The organism is Micromonospora sp. H61 (assembly GCF_018070325.1).
GTDB lineage: Bacteria > Actinomycetota > Actinomycetes > Mycobacteriales > Micromonosporaceae > Micromonospora > Micromonospora salmantinae.
This window is the reverse complement of the sequence record NZ_JAGPXY010000027.1, coordinates 16,951-38,889: the sequence shown is the minus strand read 5'-3', so window position 1 is coordinate 38,889 and position 21,939 is coordinate 16,951. Positions and strand designations below refer to the sequence as shown.

General features: G+C 67.6%; 22 protein-coding genes and 2 pseudogenes. 14 read left to right on the top strand and 10 right to left on the bottom strand.

Annotated elements, in window-relative coordinates; translation table 11 throughout:
- The first annotated feature begins 24 nt into the window (after positions 1-24).
- The 3 genes and pseudogenes from KBX08_RS16045 to KBX08_RS16035 all read left to right on the top strand — a co-directional run.
- Positions 25-726: a DUF4396 domain-containing protein gene (locus KBX08_RS16045; RefSeq protein WP_210784272.1), complete on the top strand. Its 702-nt coding sequence runs from the start codon at positions 25-27 to the stop codon at positions 724-726.
- A 171-nt stretch (positions 727-897) separates the two neighbouring features.
- Positions 898-3,513 (top strand): rifamycin-inactivating phosphotransferase, encoded by a 2,616-nt coding sequence (gene rph, locus KBX08_RS16040; protein WP_210784271.1) that lies wholly within the window; start codon positions 898-900, stop codon positions 3,511-3,513.
- Positions 3,514-3,565: 52 nt separating this feature from the next.
- Positions 3,566-3,784: pseudogene (locus KBX08_RS16035) on the top strand (serine hydrolase); the annotation flags it as partial.
- Between the two features lie 4 nt (positions 3,785-3,788).
- On the opposite strand, the gene KBX08_RS16030 reads toward KBX08_RS16035, so the two are convergent.
- Entirely contained in the window at positions 3,789-4,355 is a 567-nt protein-coding gene (locus tag KBX08_RS16030; protein WP_210784269.1) for a dihydrofolate reductase family protein, read from the bottom strand.
- Positions 4,356-4,496: 141 nt separating this feature from the next.
- Between KBX08_RS16030 and KBX08_RS16025 the strand changes: the two genes are divergently transcribed.
- Entirely contained in the window at positions 4,497-5,171 is a 675-nt protein-coding gene (locus KBX08_RS16025) for a helix-turn-helix domain-containing protein (RefSeq protein WP_210784267.1), read from the top strand.
- 105 nt (positions 5,172-5,276) lie between these two features.
- On the opposite strand, the gene KBX08_RS16020 is transcribed toward KBX08_RS16025, so the two are convergent.
- Positions 5,277-6,191, bottom strand: coding sequence for an SDR family NAD(P)-dependent oxidoreductase (locus KBX08_RS16020; RefSeq protein ID WP_210784265.1), 915 nt, complete (start codon positions 6,189-6,191; stop codon positions 5,277-5,279).
- 100 nt (positions 6,192-6,291) lie between these two features.
- Between KBX08_RS16020 and KBX08_RS16015 the strand changes: the two genes are divergently transcribed.
- The gene (locus tag KBX08_RS16015; RefSeq protein WP_210784263.1) at positions 6,292-6,957 is read left to right on the top strand and encodes a TetR/AcrR family transcriptional regulator; all 666 of its coding nucleotides are present in this window, start codon (positions 6,292-6,294) and stop codon (positions 6,955-6,957) included.
- Between the two features lie 138 nt (positions 6,958-7,095).
- Here KBX08_RS16015 and KBX08_RS16010 read toward each other — a convergent pair whose 3' ends face one another.
- Positions 7,096-8,100 (bottom strand): hypothetical protein, encoded by a 1,005-nt coding sequence (locus KBX08_RS16010; protein WP_210784261.1) that lies wholly within the window; start codon positions 8,098-8,100, stop codon positions 7,096-7,098.
- 231 nt (positions 8,101-8,331) lie between these two features.
- On the opposite strand from KBX08_RS16010, the gene KBX08_RS16005 reads away from it, so the two are divergent.
- Positions 8,332-9,351 (top strand): glycoside hydrolase family 43 protein, encoded by a 1,020-nt coding sequence (locus tag KBX08_RS16005; RefSeq protein ID WP_307850563.1) that lies wholly within the window; start codon positions 8,332-8,334, stop codon positions 9,349-9,351.
- A gap of 102 nt (positions 9,352-9,453) precedes the next feature.
- On the opposite strand, the gene KBX08_RS16000 is transcribed toward KBX08_RS16005, so the two are convergent.
- On the bottom strand, positions 9,454-9,786 hold the full coding sequence (locus KBX08_RS16000; protein WP_210784257.1) for a hypothetical protein: 333 nt from the start codon (positions 9,784-9,786) through the stop codon (positions 9,454-9,456).
- A 155-nt stretch (positions 9,787-9,941) separates the two neighbouring features.
- Here KBX08_RS16000 and KBX08_RS15995 point away from each other — a divergent pair, with 155 nt between their 5' ends.
- The 3 genes from KBX08_RS15995 to KBX08_RS15985 are packed head-to-tail and all read left to right on the top strand — an operon-like array spanning position 9,942 to position 11,010.
- Positions 9,942-10,319 carry a DUF2089 domain-containing protein gene (locus KBX08_RS15995; protein WP_210784255.1) on the top strand — a complete coding sequence of 126 codons (378 nt, stop codon included), beginning with the start codon at positions 9,942-9,944 and terminating at the stop codon, positions 10,317-10,319.
- Positions 10,319-10,576: a hypothetical protein gene (locus tag KBX08_RS15990; protein WP_210784253.1), complete on the top strand. Its 258-nt coding sequence runs from the start codon at positions 10,319-10,321 to the stop codon at positions 10,574-10,576. Before KBX08_RS15995 ends, KBX08_RS15990 begins: the two co-directional genes overlap by 1 nt.
- An 11-nt stretch (positions 10,577-10,587) precedes the next feature.
- Positions 10,588-11,010, top strand: a complete 423-nt coding sequence (locus KBX08_RS15985; protein WP_210784252.1) for a hypothetical protein — start codon at positions 10,588-10,590, stop codon at positions 11,008-11,010.
- A 239-nt stretch (positions 11,011-11,249) separates the two neighbouring features.
- Here the strand turns inward: KBX08_RS15985 and KBX08_RS15980 are convergent, their stop codons facing one another.
- Positions 11,250-11,591, bottom strand: coding sequence for a GlsB/YeaQ/YmgE family stress response membrane protein (locus tag KBX08_RS15980; RefSeq protein WP_210784250.1), 342 nt, complete (start codon positions 11,589-11,591; stop codon positions 11,250-11,252).
- Between the two features lie 124 nt (positions 11,592-11,715).
- On the opposite strand from KBX08_RS15980, the gene KBX08_RS15975 reads away from it, so the two are divergent.
- Positions 11,716-12,345: a VOC family protein gene (locus KBX08_RS15975; RefSeq protein WP_210784248.1), complete on the top strand. Its 630-nt coding sequence runs from the start codon at positions 11,716-11,718 to the stop codon at positions 12,343-12,345.
- A gap of 498 nt (positions 12,346-12,843) precedes the next feature.
- Positions 12,844-13,635 carry an SDR family NAD(P)-dependent oxidoreductase gene (locus KBX08_RS15970; RefSeq protein WP_210784246.1) on the top strand — a complete coding sequence of 264 codons (792 nt, stop codon included), beginning with the start codon at positions 12,844-12,846 and terminating at the stop codon, positions 13,633-13,635.
- Between the two features lie 302 nt (positions 13,636-13,937).
- On the opposite strand, the gene KBX08_RS15965 is transcribed toward KBX08_RS15970, so the two are convergent.
- The 4 genes from KBX08_RS15965 to KBX08_RS15950 form a co-directional block, all read right to left on the bottom strand.
- Positions 13,938-15,185, bottom strand: coding sequence for a helix-turn-helix domain-containing protein (locus KBX08_RS15965; RefSeq protein WP_210784244.1), 1,248 nt, complete (start codon positions 15,183-15,185; stop codon positions 13,938-13,940).
- A complete protein-coding gene (locus KBX08_RS15960) occupies positions 15,172-15,333 on the bottom strand; it encodes a hypothetical protein (RefSeq protein WP_210784242.1) in 162 nt (53 codons plus the stop codon). The genes KBX08_RS15965 and KBX08_RS15960 overlap by 14 nt, the downstream gene beginning before the upstream one ends.
- 126 nt (positions 15,334-15,459) lie before the next feature.
- Positions 15,460-16,644 carry a helix-turn-helix domain-containing protein gene (locus KBX08_RS15955; RefSeq protein WP_210784345.1) on the bottom strand — a complete coding sequence of 395 codons (1,185 nt, stop codon included), beginning with the start codon at positions 16,642-16,644 and terminating at the stop codon, positions 15,460-15,462.
- Positions 16,645-17,202: 558 nt separating this feature from the next.
- The gene (locus KBX08_RS15950) at positions 17,203-18,387 is read right to left on the bottom strand and encodes a helix-turn-helix domain-containing protein (protein WP_210784344.1); all 1,185 of its coding nucleotides are present in this window, start codon (positions 18,385-18,387) and stop codon (positions 17,203-17,205) included.
- A gap of 622 nt (positions 18,388-19,009) precedes the next feature.
- On the opposite strand from KBX08_RS15950, the gene KBX08_RS15945 reads away from it, so the two are divergent.
- From KBX08_RS15945 to KBX08_RS33850, 3 genes and pseudogenes are all read left to right on the top strand, one after another.
- A complete protein-coding gene (locus tag KBX08_RS15945; protein ID WP_210784240.1) occupies positions 19,010-20,029 on the top strand; it encodes a CBASS cGAMP-activated phospholipase in 1,020 nt (339 codons plus the stop codon).
- A gap of 43 nt (positions 20,030-20,072) precedes the next feature.
- Positions 20,073-21,083: a cyclic GMP-AMP synthase DncV-like nucleotidyltransferase gene (locus tag KBX08_RS15940; RefSeq protein WP_210784239.1), complete on the top strand. Its 1,011-nt coding sequence runs from the start codon at positions 20,073-20,075 to the stop codon at positions 21,081-21,083.
- Between the two features lie 119 nt (positions 21,084-21,202).
- Positions 21,203-21,481 (top strand): annotated as a pseudogene (locus tag KBX08_RS33850) (ThiF family adenylyltransferase); the annotation flags it as partial.
- 21 nt (positions 21,482-21,502) lie between these two features.
- On the opposite strand, the gene KBX08_RS33845 reads toward KBX08_RS33850, so the two are convergent.
- Positions 21,503-21,805: a hypothetical protein gene (locus KBX08_RS33845; RefSeq protein WP_247669496.1), complete on the bottom strand. Its 303-nt coding sequence runs from the start codon at positions 21,803-21,805 to the stop codon at positions 21,503-21,505.
- Positions 21,806-21,939: the final 134 nt, after the last annotated feature.

Here is a 21,939-nt window from a genome sequence, read left to right as displayed (position 1 = left end):
GCCCGGCTGACGGAAGGGGCGGGAATGCATCCAACCTGGCTCGTAGCGCTCTCGTGGACTTCGCTCGCACTCGGCGTCGTCAGCATCGCGGTCGTGCTGGCCGACACCTATCTCCGCGGGCACCGGCAGCCGGTCCGGGTCATGGAGATCGTCTGGCTGGTGACCGTCCTCTACATCGGCCCGGCCGGCGTCCGCCTCTACTGGAACTGGGGCAGGCCCGAGGCGTTCTCTCGACGGCGGCACGAGGGTCAACCACGACGGCCCCGCCGGGGCATCGTCGTCACTCACGTGTCCCGCTGCGGCGCGCACTGCACTCTCGGGTTCATCGTCGCCGAGGTCGCCCTGTACGCAGTGAGATTCGACCCGGCCGAGGACCCGCTGTGGGTCGGCTACGCCGGCGACTACCTGATGGCGGTGACGATCGCCGTGCTCTTCCGGTACTTCGCCGGGCCGGGTCGCAGCCTCGGAAAGATCCGGCACGCACTGTCGAACGTCGGCAGGATCGAGCTGCGGACGATCACCACGTTCGAGGTGGCGCTGTTCGTGTGGCTGGCGCTCGCACATCGGGTGATCTTTACGGAGCCACACCTGCGACCCGACAGCCCCACGTTTTGGTTCGCCGGTCAGCTCGGGCTGATAGCTGGCTTTATCGCGGCCTGGCCGACCGCCTCCTGGCAGCTCGGCAGAGGGCTGAGAATCGAGCCGCGCCGACTGCCCGACGACTGAACGGGCCCGGCCGCCCTCGAAGAACAACAAGCGGCAACGAGATCCCTCTCCCTGCCACTTCTAACGTATACCGCACCCGGGGGCTTGCGGCAAGGCCCCGGTCGTGGCGCAGAATCGGCGGCCGGACCAGCACGAACGAGGCAACGGGGGCACGACGTGGGTGTGTTGTCGATGGACGGGGGCCGCGACGACCGGGCACCGCTGTTGGATCTTCGAGAGGTCGACGAGACGCAGGTGTCAATTGTCGGTGGCAAGGCCGCGCACCTGGGCGCGCTGTCCCGGATCGACGGCATTCGGGTGCCGGCGGGGTTCTGCGTGACGACGGCCGCCTTCCGGCGGATCATGGCGCAGACGCCGTCGATCGACGACCGACTCGATGAGCTGTCGCGCCTGAGCCCGGACGACCGGGAGGCGATTGGCCCGCTCAGCGCGGAGATCCGCCGCAGCGTCGAGGAGACCGCGATCCCGGGCGACCTGGCCGCCGCGATCACCGGCGCGCTCGCCCGGTTCGGCGAGCAGGCCGCCTACGCCGTGCGGTCCAGCGCGACGGCGGAGGACACGCCCACCGCGTCCTTCGCCGGGCAGCAGGACACCTACCTGAACGTGGTGGGGCCGGAGGCGATCCTGCGGCACGTCGGCCGGTGCTGGGCGTCGCTGTTCACCGAGCGGGCCGTCATCTACCGCCTGCGCAACGGCATCGACCACCGCACGGTTCAGATGGCTGTCGTCGTACAGCAGATGGTTTTTCCGGATGCCTCCGGCATCCTGTTCACCGCGGACCCGGTGACGGGCAACCGGAAGGTCGCGACAGTGGACGCCAGCTTCGGCCTCGGTGAGGCCCTGGTGTCCGGCCTGGTGAACCCGGACGTCTTCACGGTGCGCGACGGCGAGGTCGTCGCCGGCACTGTCGCCGCGAAGCAGCGCGCCGTCGCCGCGCTGCCCGGCGGCGGCACTCGCGAGGTGGAGATCGACACGCAGCGGCAGGAGCAGCCGGCGCTGACGCGGGCTCAGGTGGTGCGACTCGTGCGGCTCGGGCGACGGATCGAGGCGCACTTCGGCCGTCCGCAGGACATCGAGTGGTGCCTGGTCGGCGACGACTTCCAGATCGTGCAGAGCCGACCGATCACCACGTTGTTTCCCATCCCGGTGGCCGATGACCAGGAGAACCACGTCTACCTCTCGGTCGGTCACCAGCAGATGATGACCGACGCCATGCGACCGCTGGGGCTCTCCATGTGGCAGCTGACCGCCATGGCCCCGATGCTGGCGGCCGGCGGGAGGTTGTTCGTCGACGCCACCCGGCTGCTGGCCTCCCCCGCCAGCCGCGCCGGCTTCCTCACTATGGCGGGACGCGACGACCCGCTGATGAAGGACGCGCTGGAAACCCTGATCGACCGCCGGGACTTCATTCCGACGCTTCCGGAGCAGGGCGGTCCGGGTAAGCCGACGACCGGCGGCGCGTCCACCTCGATCGAGACCGATCCGGCCATCGTCACCGAGCTGGTCGAGCGCAGCGAGGCGTCCATCGCCGCCCTGCGGCGCGACATCGCGACGGTGACCGGTACGGCGCTGTTCGACTTCCTGCTGGATGCCTTCCAGGAGCACAAGCGGGTCCTCGGTGATCCGCTGAACATGCAGGCGATCATGGCCGGCATGGAGGCCACCTGGTGGCTCAACGACCGGCTGCACGAGTGGCTGGGCGAGAAGAACGCCGCGGACACTCTCACGCTCTCCGCGCCCGGCAACATCACGTCGGAGATGGGGCTGGCGCTGCTCGACGTCGCCGACGTGATCCGTCCCTATCCGGAGGTGGTGGCGTTCCTCCAGGACGTCGCACACGACGACTTCCTCGACGAGCTGCCGAAGGTCGCGGGCGGGGCCGAGGCGCGCGTCGCCATCGAGGCGTACCTCGACAGGTACGGCATGCGCTGCGTCGGCGAGATCGACATCACCAGGCCGCGGTGGAGCGAACGCCCCAGCACGCTGGTGCCCGTGCTGCTGGACAACGTCAAGCTCTTCGAGCCGGGCGCGGCCCGGCGGCGCTTCGAACAGGGCCGACAGCAGGCGCAGCGGCAGGCGCAGGAGGTGTTGACGCGCCTGCGGGCGCTGCCGGACGGGCAGCAGAAGGCCGACGAGACCGCGCGGATGATCGACCAGGTGCGGGCCTTCATCGGCTATCGGGAGTACCCGAAGTACGACATCGTCAGCCGCTACTTCGCCTACAAGCAGGCCCTGCTCGCGGAGGCCGAACGCCTGGTACGCGCCGGGGTGCTCACCGAGGCCGAAGACGTCTTCTACCTCACGTTCCAGGAGTTCCACGAGGTCGCGCGCACGCACCGGGTGGACGACGAGCTGATCCGGCAGCGCCGGGACGCGTTCCGGTCGTACCAGACGCTCACCCCGCCCCGGGTGCTCACCTCCGACGGTGAGGCGATCACCGGGGCGTACCGACGCGACGACGTGCCGGCCGGTGCCCTGGCCGGTGTGCCGGTGTCCTCCGGGACTGTCGAAGGACGCGCCCGCGTCATCCTGGACATGGCGCAGGCCGACCTCGAAGCGGGTGACATCCTCGTCACGGCCCACACGGACCCGAGCTGGACGCCCCTGTTCGTCGGCATCGCCGGCCTGGTGACGGAGGTCGGCGGGTTGATGACGCACGGCGCGGTGATCGCGAGGGAGTATGGCCTGCCGGCTGTCGTCAGCGTGCTCGACGCCACCCGGCTGATTCGCGACGGGCAGCGGATCCGCGTGCACGGCAGCGACGGGTACGTCGAGATCCTGCCCTGACCGACGGCGCTGCAGGAGGGCCGACGATGGCGGTTTCGGTCCGACGGCTGCCGGCGCGGCGCTGGTCCACGCCGGGGTGCCGGCCGGCTGGGTGGTCGGGGACAAGACCGGGACCGGCGGGTACGGCACCCGCAACGACATCGCGGTGATCTGGCCGCCCGACCGGGCCCCGATCGTGCTCGCCGTGCTGTCCAGCCGCGACACGAAGGACGTCACCCCCGACGACGCCCTCATCGCCCAGGCCACCCGGGTGGTCGTCGCCCACCTGTGAGCACCTAGGCGGGGTGGTATTTCACCAGGACGACTCCGGAGGCGAAGGGTTCGGCGGACACCAGCTCCAGTCGTGCCGGCGGCTGACCACCGTCGAACAGCGCCCTGCCTCGACGAAGGAACACGGGGTGCACCAAGAGGTGCAGCTCGTCGATGAGCCGGAGATCGGCGAGGGATCGGATCACTGTGAGACTGCCGTAGACCACGATGTCGCCACCGGGCTCACGCTTGAGGTCGGTGATCCCGTCGGCGTCGAGGCGAGAGAGTCGCCGGGTGTTCGCCCAGGTGGCGGTGTTTCCCGAGGCGGAAACGACGATCTTCTCCAACGTGTCGAGGCGTTGGGCGTACCCCCGCACGGCGTCCGGCTGGTCGGGGTTCTGCGCGGTCGACGGCCAGTGGCCGGCGAAGTCGGCGTGCGTGATCCGGCCCAGCATCAGGCTGCCGGCGTTGTCCACCAGGGCCCGCTCGTATTTTTGCAGGTGGTCGTCGACCAGCAGCCAGTCCATCTCGTCGTCGGGGCCGGCGACGAACCCGTCCACCGTGATCCACATCGACACGACAATCTTGCGCAAGTCGTCCTCGCCCTCATGGTGTGGTGAGCCCCGGGGTCCAGCTTCACGTCACTTCGGCAGGCTCATGTGAGCCACGCTAGGGGTCCAACTCCTAAAGAACAAGTGATACTCCTAAATGAGGATCCAGGTAGGGTGGACGCCATGAGCGGCATGCGCAGTTACGGAGATCCGTGCGGTGTCGCGCGTGGACTGGACATCATCGGGGAACGATGGGCGCTGCTGGTGGTACGCGACCTTCTGCTCGGCCCCCGGCGGTTCAACGACCTGCTCGGCGGCCTACCCGGGGTGAGCCCCAACGTGCTGAGCCAGCGACTGCGCCAGTTGACCGAGCACGGCGTGGTGCGGCGGCGGGACCTGGGCCCGCCGACGCGGGTCCACCTTTACGAGCTGACCGAATGGGGCCGCGACCTGGAGCCGGTCCTCCTTCAGTTCGGACGCTGGGGAAGCCAGTCCCCCCAACTTCCCGACGGCCCCCTCGGCGTCGACTCCCTGCTGCTCAGCATCAAGGCCGCGTTCGACCCGGCGCGCGCGCCGGCACTCGCCGGCAGCTACGCGTTCCACATCGACTCCGACACGTACCTCGCCGACGTCGCCGGCGGGACGGTGCAGCTCCGGCGCGGCACGGCGTCCGACCCCGATGCGGCGCTCACCACCGACATCGACACCCTTCGGGCCGTCTGCGGCCAGGAGATCACCATGGCGGCGGCGACGGAGTCGGGCGCCCTGCGGTTCAGCGGCGACGAGGAGGCCAGGCGGCGCCTCACCGACCTGCTCCTGGCCCCGTTCACCCCCGCACCCCAGCCCGCCACGCCCTGACTCCCACCCGCCCAGCCCGCCACGCCTCGGCGCCCAACCGCCCCGGCCGGGTCGATCATGGAGTTGTGATGGGCCACAAAAGCCGCGGTACCGCCCTTGGCACGGTCACGCCGTGACGGCTACCCGGCCCACCGGGAACCGCACGCCGGTGAGGTCCTCCGAGACGGCCCAGAGGCGTTGCTGCACGCTCACGTCGTACGAGTCGGGGCTGGAAGTGACAAGCCTCGGGTAGCCGCGCGCCTCGGCCAGGCCGTCGGGGCCGTAGTACTGCCCGCCGAGGACGGACGGGTCGGTGGCGGCCCGCAGGGTGGGCAGCGCGCCCGCCGTCGCGGGCTGGGTGATCACCGGGGCGATCCAGGTGAGCGGTCGGCGGACGACCGCCGGGACGTTGCGGGGCAGTTCGGTGTTGGAGATGCCGGGGTGTGCGGCCACCGCGACGGTGGTGCCGTGCGCGGCGAGCCGGCGCTGCAGCTCGTAGGTGAACATCAGGTTGGCGAGCTTCGACTGGCCGTAGGCGGCGACCCGGCCGTAGGAACGGTCCCACTGCAGGTCGTCGAAGTGGATGGCGCCGCGGATGCGGTGGCCGTTGCTGCTGACAATGACCACCCGGGAGCCGGGCACGGGCAGCAGCAGGTCGAGCAGCAGGCCGGTGAGCGCGAAGTGGCCCAGGTGGTTGGTGCCGAACTGCAGCTCGAAGCCGTCGCGGGTGGTCTGCCTCGGGACGTACATCACGCCGGCGTTGTTGATCAGCAGGTCGATCCGTGGGTGGGTGGCGCGCAGGCCGGCCGCGGCGGCGCGCACCGATTCCAGCGAGGCCAGATCCAGTTCCCGTACGGAGACGTCGCCGTTGATCCGGGCGGCGGCCAGCCTGCCCTTCTCCGTGTCGCGCACGGCCAGCACTACCGATGCCCCGCGCTCGGCGAGTCGCCGTGCCGTCTCGAAGCCCAGCCCGGTGTTGGCACCGGTGACCACTGCGACCCGGCCGTCCTGGCGCGGAATCTGCTGCTCGGTCCACTTCATGTCAGACTCCTTATGTACCGCCGGTAACTTATGCCAGAACGGTAAGGTACCGCCGGTACGCTGTCAAGGGACCGCCGGTACCTAAGCTAGGGTTGGCGTCATGACGTTCCAGCGGGCACGCAGCGAGGAGCAGCGTGAGGTCCGGCGCCGGGCCATCCTGGAGACGACCTCGGCGATGCTCGACGAGATGCCGGTGGCCGAGGTGACCCTGAACGAGCTGAGCCGGCGGGTCGGCCTGGCAAAGACGGCGGTGCTGCGCTATTTCGAGTCCCGCGAGGCGATCCTGCTCGACCTGCTGGACGACCGGACGACGACCTGGCTGGCCGAGCTGGAACAGGAGCTGGCCCACGGTGTCGACCTGAGCGGGCCGGCGATGGAACGGGCGGAGCAGGTGGCGGACGTGCTCAGCCGGTCGCTCGCCGCCCAGACGGTGCTCTGTGATCTCTTCGGCGCGCAGGGCGGCGTGCTCGAGCACAACGTCTCGGTCGAGGTGGCCCGCCGGCACAAGCGGGCCGCACTGGGCAAGCTCGCGGTGATGGCCGACCTCGTCCGGCGGCACCTGCCCGAGGTCGGCGACAACGCCGAACTGTTCTGCCTGAACACCTTGATCATGGGTGGCGCACTGTCCGCCTACACCTCGCCGCCGCCGAGCCTGCTCGCCGTCTACGAATCCGAGCCGGCGCTCGCGGTCCACCACGTCGACCTACGGACAGCCCTGCGGCTCGCCATCGTCACATCGCTCGTGGGCATCCTGCCGCGCTCCTAGCCTTTCGAGCCAGGCAGGCGCAGCGGCTGCCGGGATGCGGCCACACCGACAGCTCGGGTGGTGCACATCGAGCATGACCGTCACGCCCTGCCCGGCCTCGATTCCGGACGCGGCTGCGTGCCGAACGGCGACACCGTGTCAGGCCGTTGTCATTCCTCGGGTGGCCAGCTCGCTGAGCGACGCGACGCCGTTGTCACCGAGCGCCGCCCGAGCCGCTGCGGGCTTGCCCAGCTCGAACACCTCGACGAGGAGCGTCGGCGATCCGGACCGGCGGCGGATCCCGTCGACCTCCTGCCGGTCAGGGTTGAACGGCAACGTCGGCCACTGGTTGGCGGTCACCTGCCAGTCGGACGAGACGGCCGCGACCAGGCCGTCCAGCAGGGTCGCGTAATCCTGCGGGCTGATCGCCCGACCCAACCCGTACCGTTCACGCAGAGCGAGAATCTGGGGCGTGGGCTTCTTGGAGGAGTAGCTGTCGTTGATTCCGAGCCACCAGTGGGCGAAGTACGTGCCCTGGTAGCCCTGGGCAAGGTAGCGCGACCCGTCGTGGTGCACCTCGATGATGAAGTTGTGCACCTGCGGGAACTGGCAGTCGAGCAGCAGGACGGTAGCGGTGCTGACCGGCTTGACGAACAGCGCCTTCTTGAGCGCGTCGCCGCCGCCAGTCCCGTAGGTCTCGCTCGACACGCGGGCCAGCTTTCCGCCCGCGGCGTGCAACTTCTCGCGAATCTGGAACGCCGCCATCCCGCAGTTCGCCCACCTGCGGCTCTCGTCGCGCAACGCGATCTGCGGGTCGCCGGTCTTGCCCGTACTCCCCACCGCCGCCTTGAGCTTGACCAACTCGTCGTCGTCGACGGCCTGGTCACGACGCCGCTGACTGTTGTCGGTGGTGAGCGCGGCCTCGCGCTGCGCGTAACTGGTCGCGGCGGTGATGGCTTCGGCCCACGTACCGAAGCTCTGGCCTGGCTTGAGCGCGCTCTCCGACCAGTTCACCAGGGCACCGACCACCTCTCCCCGACGGTCGGTGGGCAGGAGGGGTTCGATCCTGGTCAGGATGTCGCCGCACGCCTTCTCGTCGGTTTCCAGGTTGGGGATCTGACCGTTCGGTGGGTAGGCGTCCTTCTCCTCGGCGATGACCAGCATCCGCGCCCCTCCATTGTCCTCTGTGTACCGGTCGCCCTCATGGCGAACCGGCTTCCAGATTGGACCCTGCGTGAGCGGACGGACACCCAACGTCGGACTTCCGTCGGATCGCGGTTTCACCGCTCGCCACAGGCATGCATCACGCCCAGCAGGCGTGGACGGGGCTGTTGGCGGCCGAAGATCCGGGATAGCCGAACCCTTCCGCGACTCCTCTCCGTCCTGCTGGCCGTCGTGCTCGCCACCGGCCTGTCCCCGCTCGGGGCCGGGCCGGCGGCGGCCGGGCAGACCGGCCTGCGAGCCGCCGATCCCAGCGTGATCCGCGTCGGCGGCACCTACATCTCCGTCCAGTCGGTCAACGGCGGGATCGCCGTTCGGCAGGCGGCCTCTCCCGACGCGCTGGCCGCCGCACCCGCGCGGCAGGTCTGGACGGACAGCCGCAACCTCGGTGAGGTCTGGGCCCCGGAGATCGTCACCGATGGCGGCCGCTACTACATCTACTTCTCGGCCGGGCGCGGCACCGCCCACCGCATGTACGCGATCCACTCGGCGTCACCGGCCAGCGGCTACACGGCCGAGCGGCAGCTCGCGCTGCCCGACGGCAGGTGGGCCATCGACGGCAGCCTGTTCACCTTCAACGGGCAGCGGTGGTTCGTCTGGTCGGGTTGGGCCGGGGACACCAACGTCGAACAGAACATCTACCTCAGCCGGATGAGCGACCCGCTCACCCCGACCGGTGGCCGGCACGTCATCTCCCAGCCCCGCGAGAGCTGGGAGCGCGTGGTCGGCAACCCGTTCATCAACGAGTCCCCCGAGGCGATCAGGGACCCCAACGGGCAGCTCCACATCGTCTACTCCGCCAACGGCAGCTGGAGCGACCAGTACTGCCTCGCCGACCTGCGGCTGCGCGCCGGCGGCGACCCGACGTACGTGTGGGACTGGTACAAGTCGAACGGCTGCCTGTTCGGCTCGAACCGGGCCACCATGATGGCCGGCTGGGATCCGACCCTGCACGTGAACGGGCCCGGCCACCACAGCTTCGTGCTGCTCAACGGCGACATCGCCACCAGCCCACCCGCCGGGCCGAGGTTCCCACTGATGTACCACGGGGTGCCCAAGGGCACCGCGTACTCCTGGGCGAACCGCTACTGGTACACCGGCACCTTCTGCTGGTGGGGCAACACCACCTACCGCCGCGCCAACGTGCCCGGCCCGACGGCCGACACCGGGTTCAGCATCAAGTTCTTCGAGTGATCCGGACGTGCATCCTGTCCCTACGTCAGTGACGTCGGCCTGTCCAAAAGCAGGGACACCGCGACGTCCGTAAAGGCGAGTGGATCGTGGGCGGCGCGCGTGTCAGCTGGGCGGCGGCGGACACTCCAGGACGGCGATCGAGTTCCCCGCGAACAGCCCCAGGTGCGGGTGCCCGGAGAAGATCTGGACCGCCTCGTCGTGCGAGCCCGCTTCCACGACGGCGTAGGCGATCAGGGCGTCGGTGAAGTCCTCGACACCTCGCGCCGTGACCCGCTTCTTGGCGTGCAAGGGAGCGCCGGGGTCGACGATGGCGTTCGCGTTGGCCTGCGCCCATGACGCCCACGCGTTCATGAACTCGGTCTGCTGCTGCTCGGTGAGGTCGGCCTTGTCGGCCTCGTCAGCCGCGCCGTTGAAGAGCGCCAAAAACCTACCCATCCCGGCATCTTAGTGGCGGCCCGCGCAGGCAGCCGGGTCACGATCACGATCCCGCTGGGCGCCCGGCGAGCAGCACCCTTCGACCGCAGCGCGACCTTAAGAAAGTTAAGATCAACTTCTTGGAACTTGAGGATTCTTAAGGTACAACTTTAGGTATGACAGAACAGGCGATGGACTGGCAGGACCTGACCAGCCTGACGCGGGGGCAGCCGTTCGTCGTCGAGCGGGTGCGCCTGGCGAGCAACGGCGTGGCGATCGAGGGCGAGTTCGAGCCGCCGCAACTGGCTCAGCTCAACGTCGATGATCAGGTCTTCGTCACGGCGTTCGTGCGCTGCCACGGTTCGATCAAGGAGATGGAACGCATCTTCGGGGTGAGCTACCCGACGATCAAGTCACGACTCAACCGGATCACCCAGATGCTCGACTTCGTCGAGACCGACCCTGCGCCCTCGCGAGCCGACATCATCGACCGGTTGCGCCGCGGTGAGATCACCGCGCAGGAGGCGCTGGCCGAGCTGGAGGGCCGGACGTGATGCCGCAGTTGGTGACCGTCAAGGTAAACCGCCCGGACCGCCGGCCCGTCCGCGTCTGGGTTCCGGTGCTCCCCGTGGCGCTCGTGCTCTTCCCGGTCGTGGTCCTGGTCGTGTTGGCGGCGATCGTGGCCTGCGTCGTGTTCCGCATCGGTGTGGTGCGGGCACTCGGCGCCGCTTGGCGTGTCATCTCGGCGCTGCCCGGCGCCCGCTTCGACATCGAGCAGGGCCGCACGGCCGTGTTCGTGGCTATCCGATAGGAGAGGTTCGAATGACCGAACAACGCAAGGACATCCTCGACATGCTGGCCGCCGGCAAGATCACCGCCGAGGAGGCGGAGCAGCTCATCGCCGCACTCGAACGGGACCAGGCACCGGCGACGGTGAGTCACGACGCCCGACCGAAGGGCAAGGTGAAGTACCTGCGGGTGGTGGTGGACGCCACCGACAACGGCGAGCCGTCGCGGGTCAACGTGCGGGTGCCACTGCAACTGCTGCGCGCTGGTGTACGGCTGGCGGCGCTGATCCCGCCGCAGGCCCTGGTCAAGGCCAACGCCTCACTCAGCGAGTCGGGTGTGCCGATCGACCTGACGCAGCTCAAGCCCGAGCAGTTGGAGGCGCTCGTGGAGCACCTCGACGAGGTGACAGTGGAGGTGGACTCCCCCGATGCCACAGTGCGGGTCTTCTGCGAGTAGGCGCCGTCCGATGGGACGGCTCCTCGAGAGGGTGCTGGAACACCCTCCCGAGGCTGCGCCCGCCGCAGCAGAGCACAGGTGAACTGCCAGCCTGAAGTTTAGCTACTCACCAGCGAACCAGCGGAGGGACCACTCGGACGGGTGGTCCCTCCGCTGGCGCGGCACAGGTCAGCTGGGACAGCCGACGACAGGGCAGCGCGTGTTGCGCCCACCTGGGTGGCTCGCCCGCTCCCGCTCGTTCAGCCCTTGGCCTGGCTGCGGCGGACTCGCCGACGGGGCTTGGCGTCGCCGCCGGCAAGCCGGGTGAAGGTGAGCATGTTCGCCAGCGCCACGGCGATGATCGCGACGCCGACCTGAATCGAGAGCACCACCCAGTCCCAGCGCAGCACCCACACCTTCACGCCGGCTCCGTCGTCGATATCAAGCGCCCGAGCAACCACTGTGCCCAGCACCGCCGAGCCGACGCCGATGACGAAAGTGGCGAAGAAGCCGATCCGCTGCCTCCCCGGCAGGATGAGTCGGCCGAGCAGGCCGACGAGGGCACCGATGAGCACCGCGCCGAGATAACCAGTTACCAGCATTGCCGAGTCTCCCCTCCAGCAGTGCCCAGGTACATGCCCGATTCTCACGTTCCCGGAAACCCGATACTCAGCTGGTAACCGCCGAGTAGGAGGCCGTCGCGCCGCCGATGTTAGGTTCGCTGGCATGACTGGGCAGATCACGGCCGCGCAGTTCCACGCGGCCGACGGTGTCGAGGACTGGCGCTGCCTCTACCATCTGGTCTCGGCCTACTTCCCGACCGACTCGCTGTCCACGGCCGTCGCGCTCGTCGATGAGGTTGGCCGGCTCGCCGACGAGGCCCAGCAGCAACACCTCATCGTCGACTTGCGCGGCACCGGCGTCACGGTGAGCCTGACTCGGCGCGACATCGCGTTGGCCCGGCGCATCTCGGCCGCCGCCAAGGAGCTGGGCCTCTCCGCCGACCCGACCGCCGTACAACTCATCAACGTCACCCTTGACGCACTCGCCGGCGCGGACGTGCTGCCGTTCTGGCAGGCGCTGCTCGGCTATCGGCAGATCGGCGACGACTACCTGTTCGACCCGTCGCGCCGCGGCCCGGGCTTCGGTTTGCAACCGTCGGACGAGGCGCGCCCACAGCGCAACCGCATGCACCTCGACATAGCTGTTCCGCACGATCAGGCAGAGGCCCGCATCGCCGCCGCCCTGGCCGCCGGCGGCCACCTGGTCTCCGACGCGCACGCACCCATGTGGTGGGTCCTGGCCGACGCCGAGGGCAACGAGGCGTGCGTCGCCACCTGGGTCGGCCGCGCATAGCAGGGACGGCGACCTTTCAGCTCGTGAGCCCGACCAGCGTGGCGAGTCGCGCCACGCCGGCCGGCGGCGGCCATCGCCCGGTCGGCGGCCAGCCAGGCTAGGTCGGCCTCGCCGAGCTTCACCAGCAGCGACGAGGTGATCCTGGGCGATGGCGGAGGAGCGGATGATCGATCCGGCCAAACCAGCGTCGTTCACAACGGCTCCGACCCACAATGTGGAGTGCGGAGGCGGTATCCGTGGCCGCCATGCGGAGCGCCCGGTTGTGGGTGGGTCATCACCGCGGACCGGTACGAAAGACCCAGGAACCCCGAGGCGGGACGTTCCTCGCAGGTGGATCAATTGGCCGTGGCCGCGGGTACCAACGGTCCGACCACACCAGCGTCAGCCACTCATGCGGTGCTGATCAGATGCTCATCGGTCTGCGGCAAGGTCGAGAGGAGCGCCTGCCGACTTGCGGCAGGTGCACCGGTCGGCGACCACTCACTAGGAGAACAGCACGTGGACCTGCAGCTCAGCGGCAAGACCGCATTCATCAGCGGATCCAGTCAAGGCATCGGTTACGCAACCGCGAAGGCCCTGGCCGGCGAGGGCGTCGACGTGGTCCTCAACGGCCGCGACCCGGCAAAGCTGGCCGAGGCAGTCGAAGTGTTGCGCCAGGAGGCGCCCCGCGTATCCGTCACTGGTATCCAAGCCGACTTCTCGATTGACGATGACGTCGACAGGCTGTGCGACGAACTGCCCAGCGTTGACATTCTCATCAACAACGTCGGGCTCTTTGAGCTCAAACCTTTCGAACTCATTTCCGACGAGGAATGGCGGCTCTACTTCGAGGTGAACGTGCTCAGCGGGGTCCGGCTTGCGCGGCACCTCATGCCGGCAATGCTCGATCGGGGGTGGGGCCGGATCGTGTTCGTGAGCAGCGAGTCGGGCGTCAACATCCCCGCCGATATGCTCCACTACGGCACGTCCAAGACGGCGATGCTCGCAGTGGGTAACGGCCTGGCGAAGCTTACGAAGGGCACTGCGGTGACCGTTAACTCGGTGCTGGGCGGCCCCACATATTCCGCCGGCGTCGCCGAAACGGTCAAGTCGCTGGCCGATGCCCAATCCCTGCTGGAGGACGACCTGAAAGTGGCGATCATCGGCGCCAACCAGACCTCCCTGCTGGGGCGCTTCATCGAACCGAGTGAGATCGCAAACACCGTGACCTTCCTCGCCAGTCCCGCCGCGTCCGCAATCAACGGATCGGCGGTACGCGTCGATGGGGGTGTGCTGACAACGATTCTGTGAGTCCGCGGCGGGATTGACCCGCCGAGGCCTGTACCGGTGGCAGGTCGTGGGATCACCGGGGCGGGCCCGCAGTAGGCGAGGTGGCCGGGGCGGCGAAGCTGCTTCCATCGCCGGTCAAGCAGGACCCGGGCTGTGGTCCTGACCGCGATGTCGGGCATCGGGGTCAGGACCGCGCATCAGCGCATCATCAGGATCCGCCTTGCGGTAAGAGGATGCGCATCAAGCATGGTGATGGCCTCGGTGCCCGTTGGCGGGATAATCACAAGCACGGCCTGTGAGAGTGCGGTCGCGCAGCCGTCCAGTCAGCGGGTGAGGCCGACCAACGTCGCCAGTCGCACCACGCCGGCCGGCGCCGGCTGCGCGCGGGCAACATCGGCGATCACGGTACGCGCCAGAGGCCGACACCGGACCTCGGCCGGCGCGACACTGTCCGCGTCCACCAGGGCCCGCGCGGCCCCGCGCAGGTCACCCACCTGCAGGTACGCCCGAGCGACGTCCACCAGGTACGCGCCCCGACACTCGGCCGACAACCGCCGCCACGCCTCCCGCCGCACCACTGTCGAATGCCTTTGGAGTGCCTCGACGGCTTGAGCCCGTTGCGCCGCCACCAGCACCCGCGCCAACTCGACGGCGATTAGCCCGAAGCTGGTCCGGTGCACATCGTCGTACCCCCTCAGCCCGGCGGCGACCCCCGCGGCCCGATCGATCAGCTCGTCGGCGCGGCGGGTGTCGCCGCAGCCGGCGGCGGCGAGGGCAGCCTGGAGCAGCAGCGCCCCACCCACGGCCCACTCCCCCGCCGACCGCTGCCGGGCCGGCTCACCCTCGCTTCGTTGATCATGAGGTTGACGGGCGCTTTGATCTCCCCGAACCCCGCCAAACCCATGATCAGCCAGGTGGGAAGGGGCCGGGAGAATGCGGTTCGCGGCGGGGAGCAGCGCGGCCAGGGCCAGGTGGTTGCGGTTCTGTGCGCGGAGCGCTTGGCCTACCGAGATGGCCGCCGTTGCCGCCAGGATCGGGTCGTCGCCGGCGGCGGACATCGCCCGGTCGGCGGCCAGCCAGCCGAGGTCGGCCTCGCCGAGCTTCACCAGCAGCGACGAAGTGATCCAGTACGCCTGCATCAGCAGCTCTGGTGTCTGCACACCCTGGACGGCGTCCAGTAGGCCCGGCAAGATTCGCACCAACTGCCCGTAGTGCGCGTGCTGGTAGCTCAACCAGGCGTAGCCGACCTGCCTCCTTACTTCTGCTTTCGTCTGCTCTTGGGCCTGCGGGGTGTCGTAGCGGGCGAGCGCGGCTCGGATGTCGTCCACCCCGTCCGGGGTGCCCGCCCGGGTGCTGGGCTGCTGGCCGAGCAGCACCTCCGGGTCGACGCGCAGGACGTGGGCCAACTCCTGGATCACCGAGTACCGGTCCAGGGCGCGCACGCCCCGCTCCACCTTGTCCACCCAACTCTTCGACCTGCGCAGCCGGTCCGCAAGCATCTGCTGCGTCATCGACCGCCGCACCCGCCAGCGGGCCACCCGGCGGCCGATCGGGACGTCATCGTTGGTCACGCCGCCACCGCCGGTCCGGGACCGCGCGGGTCGTGTCCTCCACGGGTACGCGCTCCGCCTCGGCCTGGACCAGGAGGCGCTGTTTGGCGGCCTCCCGCTCGGCCGCCTCACCCGTGTTCTCCGGAGCGTTGTCGTCCTGACCGCTCATCCCCGCCTCCTCCGGTCGAGGCCCGGGAGGCTCACTATCAACCGCTACCGTCCCAGGCCATCAGGACGTGCTCACGCCCCAAAACCAGACACTAGGGCAGATTGGTGACGGGGCGATTACTGGCAGTTATGCGGCCAGGGTGATACCGATACGGCTGGCGAGCAGGCGCAGGTCGTCGGGGATAGCTCGGCGCTGGGCGCGCTGCGCCAGGGTCACCACGGCATCGCGGGCCAGCGGGTTGATGGCAAACGGGATCGGCGCGGCCCGCTCGGCACGGATGAATGCGGCGAGGGCCTCGGAGTCCCGACGACCGCCGTCCGCCAGCGCTCGCCCGATGTCGAGCCAGTACGACAGTTGGCGATTCGACGCCTTGAGCACCTGCGGGCGGATCGTCTGGGACAGCTCGATTATCTTGCCGTACTCGCCCTGCTCAGCCGCGATGGACATCTTCCAGAGACCCACATTGGTTGGCCCGAAGCAGCAGCCGTTGAAGCCCCCACCGTCCGCCGGATCTCCCAGACTCGCAGCCTCCCGTGCCGCCTCGGCGAGGTGGTCGCGGGAAATGTCCGGGCGAGCGTCCACGGTCGAGGCGAGCGCTGCCATGAGGTGGAGCTGACCAAGCATCTGCCGCACCCGAACATCGGCGGCGTCTCCCTGAAGCTCCACCAGCGAGCGGTCACTGACTCTGGCTGCCAAGCGCGCGGACTCGATCGGCAGGCTCTGCGCGTAGATGAACCGGGATGCGCCGATCCACGCTCGATCTTCGACGTCCTCAGCAGCCGATACGGATATCCGGGAGGCGTTGAGGGCCAGGTGGCGATAGCCGAGGTGCCGAAGACAGGTGGAGGCTAGGTAAGCAACCTGAGCGAGCGCGGCCCCGCCCACGGCAGCGGCTTCGAGAAGCAGGCTCGGGAGCATGCGAGCCATCGCCGGGTAGTTGCACGCATTGCGGAGCTGATCAGCGCGGGAGATCTCGGCGGCCAGGCGTTCCGTTGTGTAGGTCGACGCACGGCGCTCGCCGTCCTCGATCTCGATCAGGGCCGACCAGATCGCCGGGACACACTCGGCGGCGCTCTCGCGGGCCGGATCGCCGGACTCGGTGCCCTGGCCGAGCAGGTCGGCCACCGTGACCTGGAGCGCGGCAGCAAGAGCGACCAGTGTGGAGCGGCGGTCGACTGTCTTACGACCCGATTCGACTTGCGACACGTACGACTGGGTGACGCCCGCGAGGCCAGCGAGAACGGCCTGCGTCATCCCGCCCCGGCGCATCCGCCAGTACCGAATCCTGGCACCAATGGTGTCCGGCTTCATCACCATGCCTACGCCCACCCTCAGGTAGAGGACTGGATTGCGGCGTCGGAGTGCTGCGCCCGCATGGTTGGACGCTACACCCCGCAGAGCGCCACATCAGTGAAGCTCGACGTCGTCCGGGCCGGTCTGGCACCTTCCGTGGTCAGCGCGCTTCCGAGCCTCGATCGGCAATGATGGGCGGCATCGCCGGGCGGATGAAAGTGAAGACGCGCAACGACCCACCTGGGGAGGCAAGGTGACTCAGCGCTCGCAGCACCTGCGGGGCCGGTGCCCCGTCTGTAAACGCACCGTAGCCCTCACCGCTGACGGAAGAGTTGCGCGGCACAACGGCACCATTCGTGCCTACGCCCCGCCTGAGGAGTGCCCCGGGGGTGGACAGCGTGCGGAAGCCGCGAGGTCATGAGCACAAGCACGGCCCGGCGTAGATGCCAAGTCAATCTGGACATGCGCCTCGCTGGTGCAATTAAGCATGACGGCGACCACGTCCGTCCGGACGGGACATTCAGCTCCGAAGCCGAATGCCAGGGCAGAACCGCTCGAAGGCTCGACAACTTCCAGTCATGCGGCCAGGTTGATGCCGATGCGGCCGGCGAGCAGACGCAGCTCGTCGGGGATGGCTCGGCGCTGGGCGCGCTGGGCCAGGGTCACCACGGCATCGCGGGCGAGAGGATTGATCGCGAACGGTACCGGCGCGGCCCGTTCGGCTCGGACGAATGCGGCCAGCGCCTCAACGTCTCGGCGACCGCCGTCCGCAAGGGCTCGACCTAGGTCGAGCCAGTAGGACTGCTGGCGGATCGACGCTGCAAGCACCTGCGGTCGGACCGTCCGGGACAGCTCAATGACCCGACCGGAATCGCCCTGCTCGGCCGCAATGGACATCTCCCAAAGCCCGACGTTGGTTGGGCCGAACCCACAGCCGTTGAAGCCGGCCCCGTCGACGGGATCCCCGAGTGTTGCCGCCTCGCGCGCTGCCTCGGCAAGGTGATCGCGAGCCACATCCAATCGTCCGCTGACCGTCGATGTCAGTGCGGCCGAGAGGTGGAGCTGTCCGAGCATCTGTCGCACCCGTTCGTCGGCGGCGTCAGCTTGCAGCTCGGTCAGTGACCGGTCGGCGGCACGGGCCGCGACCGGTGCGGATTCGATCGGCAGGCTTTGCGCATAGGCGAAGCGGGAGGCCGCGATCCATGCTGGGTCTTCGGCGTCTTCGGCGACCGACCCGGCGAACCGGGCGGCGTTGAGGGCCAAGTGGCGGTAGCCGAGGTTCCGCAGGCAGGTGGCGGCTTGGTAGGCGACCTGGACGAGCACGCTGCCGCCCACGGCGGCGGCTTCGAGCAGGAGGCTGGGCAGCATACGAGCCATCGCCGGGTAGTTGCAGGAGGTGCGAAGCTGCTCGGCGCGGGCGATCTCGGCCGTCAGGCGTTCCGTTGTGTAGGTCGACGCGCGGCGCTCGCCGTCCTCGATCTCGATCAGGGCCGACCAGATCGCCGGGACACACTCGGCGGCGCTCTCGCGGGCCGGATCGCCGGACTCGGTGCCCTGGCCGAGCAGGTCGGCCACCGTGACCTGGAGCGCGGCAGCGAGAGCAACCAGAGTGGAACGACGGTCGATGGTCTTCCGACCCGACTCGACCTGCGAGACGTAGGACTGCGTGACGCCAGCCAGCCCGGCGAGAACGGCCTGCGTCATGCCGCCACGCCGCATCCGCCAGTACCGGATCCTGGCACCGATGGTGTCAGCCTTCATCGCCATGCCTTGCCCACTCCCAAGTAGGAGGACTGGATTGCGGCCCAGCGACCACTACCCGCGCCTGGATGGACGGTACACCTCCAGAACATTTTGGCCGGGACACTGATTTGCCCGCGGAGCGTGTCCGACGCTACCGACGGCACGCGCCGATACACCTGACCTGGGCCCTCCTCGCGAAGTTGACGTCCGACGGCCGCCGCCACACTCCTAGGCAAGCAAACCCGGATCCCTCGTCCCACGAGGTCGCCTACTCGGCCCGCAAACTACTACTCGTCAAGCCGACTCACCGAGACCAGTGGGCCGTCTCAGATAGCTACGCGGGCGAAGGCGATTGCCCGCATGTCGCCCGCCCGGATAAATTCGCCAAGAGTTGGATTGACTGTGGTGGCGGCCTACCTCCTCGCCGTAGATTAGCCATTGCCCGTTTGCAGTCGCCTTGCCGTGTATCCAGTTCTGCCCCCGACTGCGGACCACCTGGGAGTCGAAACCGGATGAGTTGCCAAGGAAGGGACCGAGCGATGCACCTGGTCCCCGCAAGCGAGGAGAGACGGCAGTCACGCGCCGGGCAACGTTGCTCCATGAGGCCGCTTGGCAACAAACGCGTGACAGCGTGACGCTCGTGCGGGAAATCTCCTACTACGACTCGGAGGACAACATCACCGGCGACTCCGGCCATATAGACAAGGGTTCAGCCGCCCGCCTGCCAGCTCACGAACGTTTTCAGGTGCTCGCTCTAGATGGCGGCGGCGGGCGGGCTCTGTTCACGGCCCATGTCCTTGCCCGGCTAGAAGCCGACCTAGACCTAAAAGTTGTCGATTCATTCGACCTGATTGCCGGGACTTCCGCAGGCGGCATTATTGCTCTCGGACTAGGCGCAGGGATGCGGCCGGCTCAACTCGTCGAGCACTGCGTCGACTTGGCCAAAGGCACATTCCCGCGCTTCCGCCGAGCGAGGTGGCACCTCTTACCGCGCATTTGGGACTCGGCGCGCTTCGACGACGGATCGCGCGGGGCACTTATCAGGCTATTCGGACCTCGTCGATTTGGTGAGAGCACAAAGCGACTGATCATTCCATCCTGGGATGCCCGGCGAGGCGAGGTGCATATCTTCAAGACGCCGCATCACATGCGGCTTCGCCGCGACGGCGAGATTTCGATGGTCGATGTCGCCATGGCCACAACTTCCGCACCGAGATTTTTAGCAGCGGCTACAGCAAACGAGCTGCAGCTAATCGACGGCGGAGTTTGGGCGAACAATCCGTCAGTGGTTGCGATCGGCGAGGCCGTCAGCATGCTTGGAGTTCCCTTGGAGGCCATCCATGTCTTGAGCCTTGGCACCGTCGATCAGAGAACGAACCATTTCGAAAGCCTTACCAGGGGTAGATCGGGTAGCCGCTCAGAATCTGCGGAAACGCTGATGATCACCGCTTCGAGCCGAGGCGCACAGGGAACGGCTATCCACCTCGTGGGCAATGAGAATTTTACCCGCTTCGACGCCCGCCTGCCTGAGCTTGCCATGGACCTAAGCAGCTCGGCCTCTTTAGACCGGCTCATCGAGAGTCATATCCGCGCTCTGAGGCCTGTCTACACCGAAAAGTTCGCCGAGCATCTAGCAAGCCCTTACACACCTAATCCCTAGCCCAACCACTGGGCCGCCACACCTACCTCACCGGAGGCGAAACGTGAAGCACGTGGACTACTTCAAAAACTTTCTCGAAAACACCGTCAACCTGTCAAAATTTAGGCTAGACCTCCTGAGTCAGCGCGTCGACACGATTTACGGCCTATTAAAGGAGGACGAGCACCTCGGCCCACTGATCAAGAAAAAGATTCCGCAAGGCTCGTGGCCCCAGAAGACAATCATCAGTCCACAGAACGGCAAGGCTTTTGACGGTGACTTTATGTTGCAGATGGCGGAGCAGGTTGACTGGGCGCTCGACCTGAAGAAATACGGCGACGCCGTCTACAATGTGCTCCATAAGAAGTCACCCTACAAAGACATGCCACATGGCCGAAAGTGCCGGTGCGTCTACGTCAACTATGCGAACAACGCGATGCATGTTGACATCGTTCCGTTCGTCATCCGCGCCGATGGATTTCAATGGATCATTAATCGCGACGACAACACGTGGGAGCGCACCAATACCGACGGCTTCACCGACTGGATGAAGACGAAGGACAAGATCGCCGGTTCGCACCTCCGTGAGGTAATCCGCATCATGAAATTCTTGCGCGACCACAAAAATTCGTTCACAGGAACGAAGTCCATCCTGCTCACGACCCTGCTGGGCGAGCAGGTCGAGGGCTGGCGCAAGATCCTGGATGCTGGATACTACGCGGACCTCCCGACCGCGCTCGTACACATTGTCTCCGACCTCGATAAGTGGCTCCAGGCCAACCCTACTAAACCGGTGATTATGGACCCATCCGGGTCGGGCACCTCCTTCGACCACCGGTGGACGCAGGAGACCTACGCATACTTCCGCGACCGGATCAACGCCCACGCCGCCGAGATGAAGGCCGCCTACAACGAGACCGACTTCGACAAAAGCGTGAAGAAATGGCAGGAACTGTTTGGTGAGGATTTCAAGGCCCCGGAATCTTCGAAGTCGAGCGGTAAGTACAGCACCGTAGGGACAGGTGCCGGCGCGGCCGGCGCCGCAACCGTCAACCTGTCTGGGCGAGCGGGGTGAGTCGTCGGCGCCTCAGTGATTGGCAGCGCCAGGTCCTGTCCGACCTGGGCGCCATCAGTGATGCATTTCCGGGAGACGTCGAACTAGTGGGGCACCATCGATTCGATCAATCCAGATCGATGCAACTCCGTTTGCGCCTTCGAACCGCCCACATCCATTGCTTACCTGACGGGATTCCGCTTGGCGAGCACGAGGACTTTATCGTTACGGTCGCTCAGTCCGAATTGGTGCCGCCGCGCGTCGAGGTCGATCACCTCCGATTCCTTCATCAGCCGCACGTCCTCCAAGGATTCCGCCTGTGTCTCTACCTCGACCCATCGAGGGAGTGGGATCCAATGGGCGGGTTCGGCTGTTTCGTCGATCGGCTCTTCGACTGGCTAGGCGAGGCTGCTCGTGGGGGTTTCGATGCCCGAACCGCTCTATACCATGCCGTCGGCGGCGTGCTTCACGCCGCCGATGGTGCTCCTACAGTCGTCGTGCGAGACGCGGTTCAGGCTGGCAAGCGCGCCCACCATGGATGGCTCGTCGCCCGGACGCCTCATCGGTTTGACCTGACCCTCAAGCGTCCCTCTGAGTCGGAGCAGCGCGAACACATCCCGGTCGTGATGCTCGACGCCGATCTTCCTTTCGGCGCAGGGACCAACCTCGGGATGCTTCTCCGGACGGTTGACGATCCGTACCACGGCCACCCTGCCCCCACCGGGACGAACCCCCTTGGGCATGCAAGAGCCGCACTTTCGGCCGTGGTGTTAACGGCGCTCGGGGCCAGTGCAATCCGAAAGGTCGATGGCACGCCACAACGGCTTATCATCGCCGTTCCACACCCAGTCGGCGGCCCTCCCCACCTACTAGTTGC

Bases quoted from the DNA above. Each gene is read 5' to 3' on its own strand.
- KBX08_RS16045 (WP_210784272.1), top strand. From the start codon at position 25: ATGCATCCAACCTGGCTCGTAGCGCTCTCGTGGACTTCGCTCGCACTC.
- rph (WP_210784271.1), top strand. From the start codon at position 898: ATGGACGGGGGCCGCGACGACCGGGCACCGCTGTTGGATCTTCGAGAG.
- KBX08_RS16025 (WP_210784267.1), top strand. From the start codon at position 4,497: ATGAGCGGCATGCGCAGTTACGGAGATCCGTGCGGTGTCGCGCGTGGA.
- KBX08_RS16020 (WP_210784265.1), bottom strand. From the start codon at position 6,191: ATGAAGTGGACCGAGCAGCAGATTCCGCGCCAGGACGGCCGGGTCGCA.
- KBX08_RS16015 (WP_210784263.1), top strand. From the start codon at position 6,292: ATGACGTTCCAGCGGGCACGCAGCGAGGAGCAGCGTGAGGTCCGGCGC.
- KBX08_RS16010 (WP_210784261.1), bottom strand. From the start codon at position 8,100: ATGCTGGTCATCGCCGAGGAGAAGGACGCCTACCCACCGAACGGTCAG.
- KBX08_RS16000 (WP_210784257.1), bottom strand. From the start codon at position 9,786: ATGGGTAGGTTTTTGGCGCTCTTCAACGGCGCGGCTGACGAGGCCGAC.
- KBX08_RS15995 (WP_210784255.1), top strand. From the start codon at position 9,942: ATGACAGAACAGGCGATGGACTGGCAGGACCTGACCAGCCTGACGCGG.
- KBX08_RS15990 (WP_210784253.1), top strand. From the start codon at position 10,319: ATGCCGCAGTTGGTGACCGTCAAGGTAAACCGCCCGGACCGCCGGCCC.
- KBX08_RS15985 (WP_210784252.1), top strand. From the start codon at position 10,588: ATGACCGAACAACGCAAGGACATCCTCGACATGCTGGCCGCCGGCAAG.
- KBX08_RS15980 (WP_210784250.1), bottom strand. From the start codon at position 11,591: ATGCTGGTAACTGGTTATCTCGGCGCGGTGCTCATCGGTGCCCTCGTC.
- KBX08_RS15975 (WP_210784248.1), top strand. From the start codon at position 11,716: ATGACTGGGCAGATCACGGCCGCGCAGTTCCACGCGGCCGACGGTGTC.
- KBX08_RS15960 (WP_210784242.1), bottom strand. From the start codon at position 15,333: ATGAGCGGTCAGGACGACAACGCTCCGGAGAACACGGGTGAGGCGGCC.
- KBX08_RS15955 (WP_210784345.1), bottom strand. From the start codon at position 16,644: ATGAAGCCGGACACCATTGGTGCCAGGATTCGGTACTGGCGGATGCGC.
- KBX08_RS15950 (WP_210784344.1), bottom strand. From the start codon at position 18,387: ATGAAGGCTGACACCATCGGTGCCAGGATCCGGTACTGGCGGATGCGG.
- KBX08_RS33845 (WP_247669496.1), bottom strand. From the start codon at position 21,805: ATGCCCAAGGGGGTTCGTCCCGGTGGGGGCAGGGTGGCCGTGGTACGG.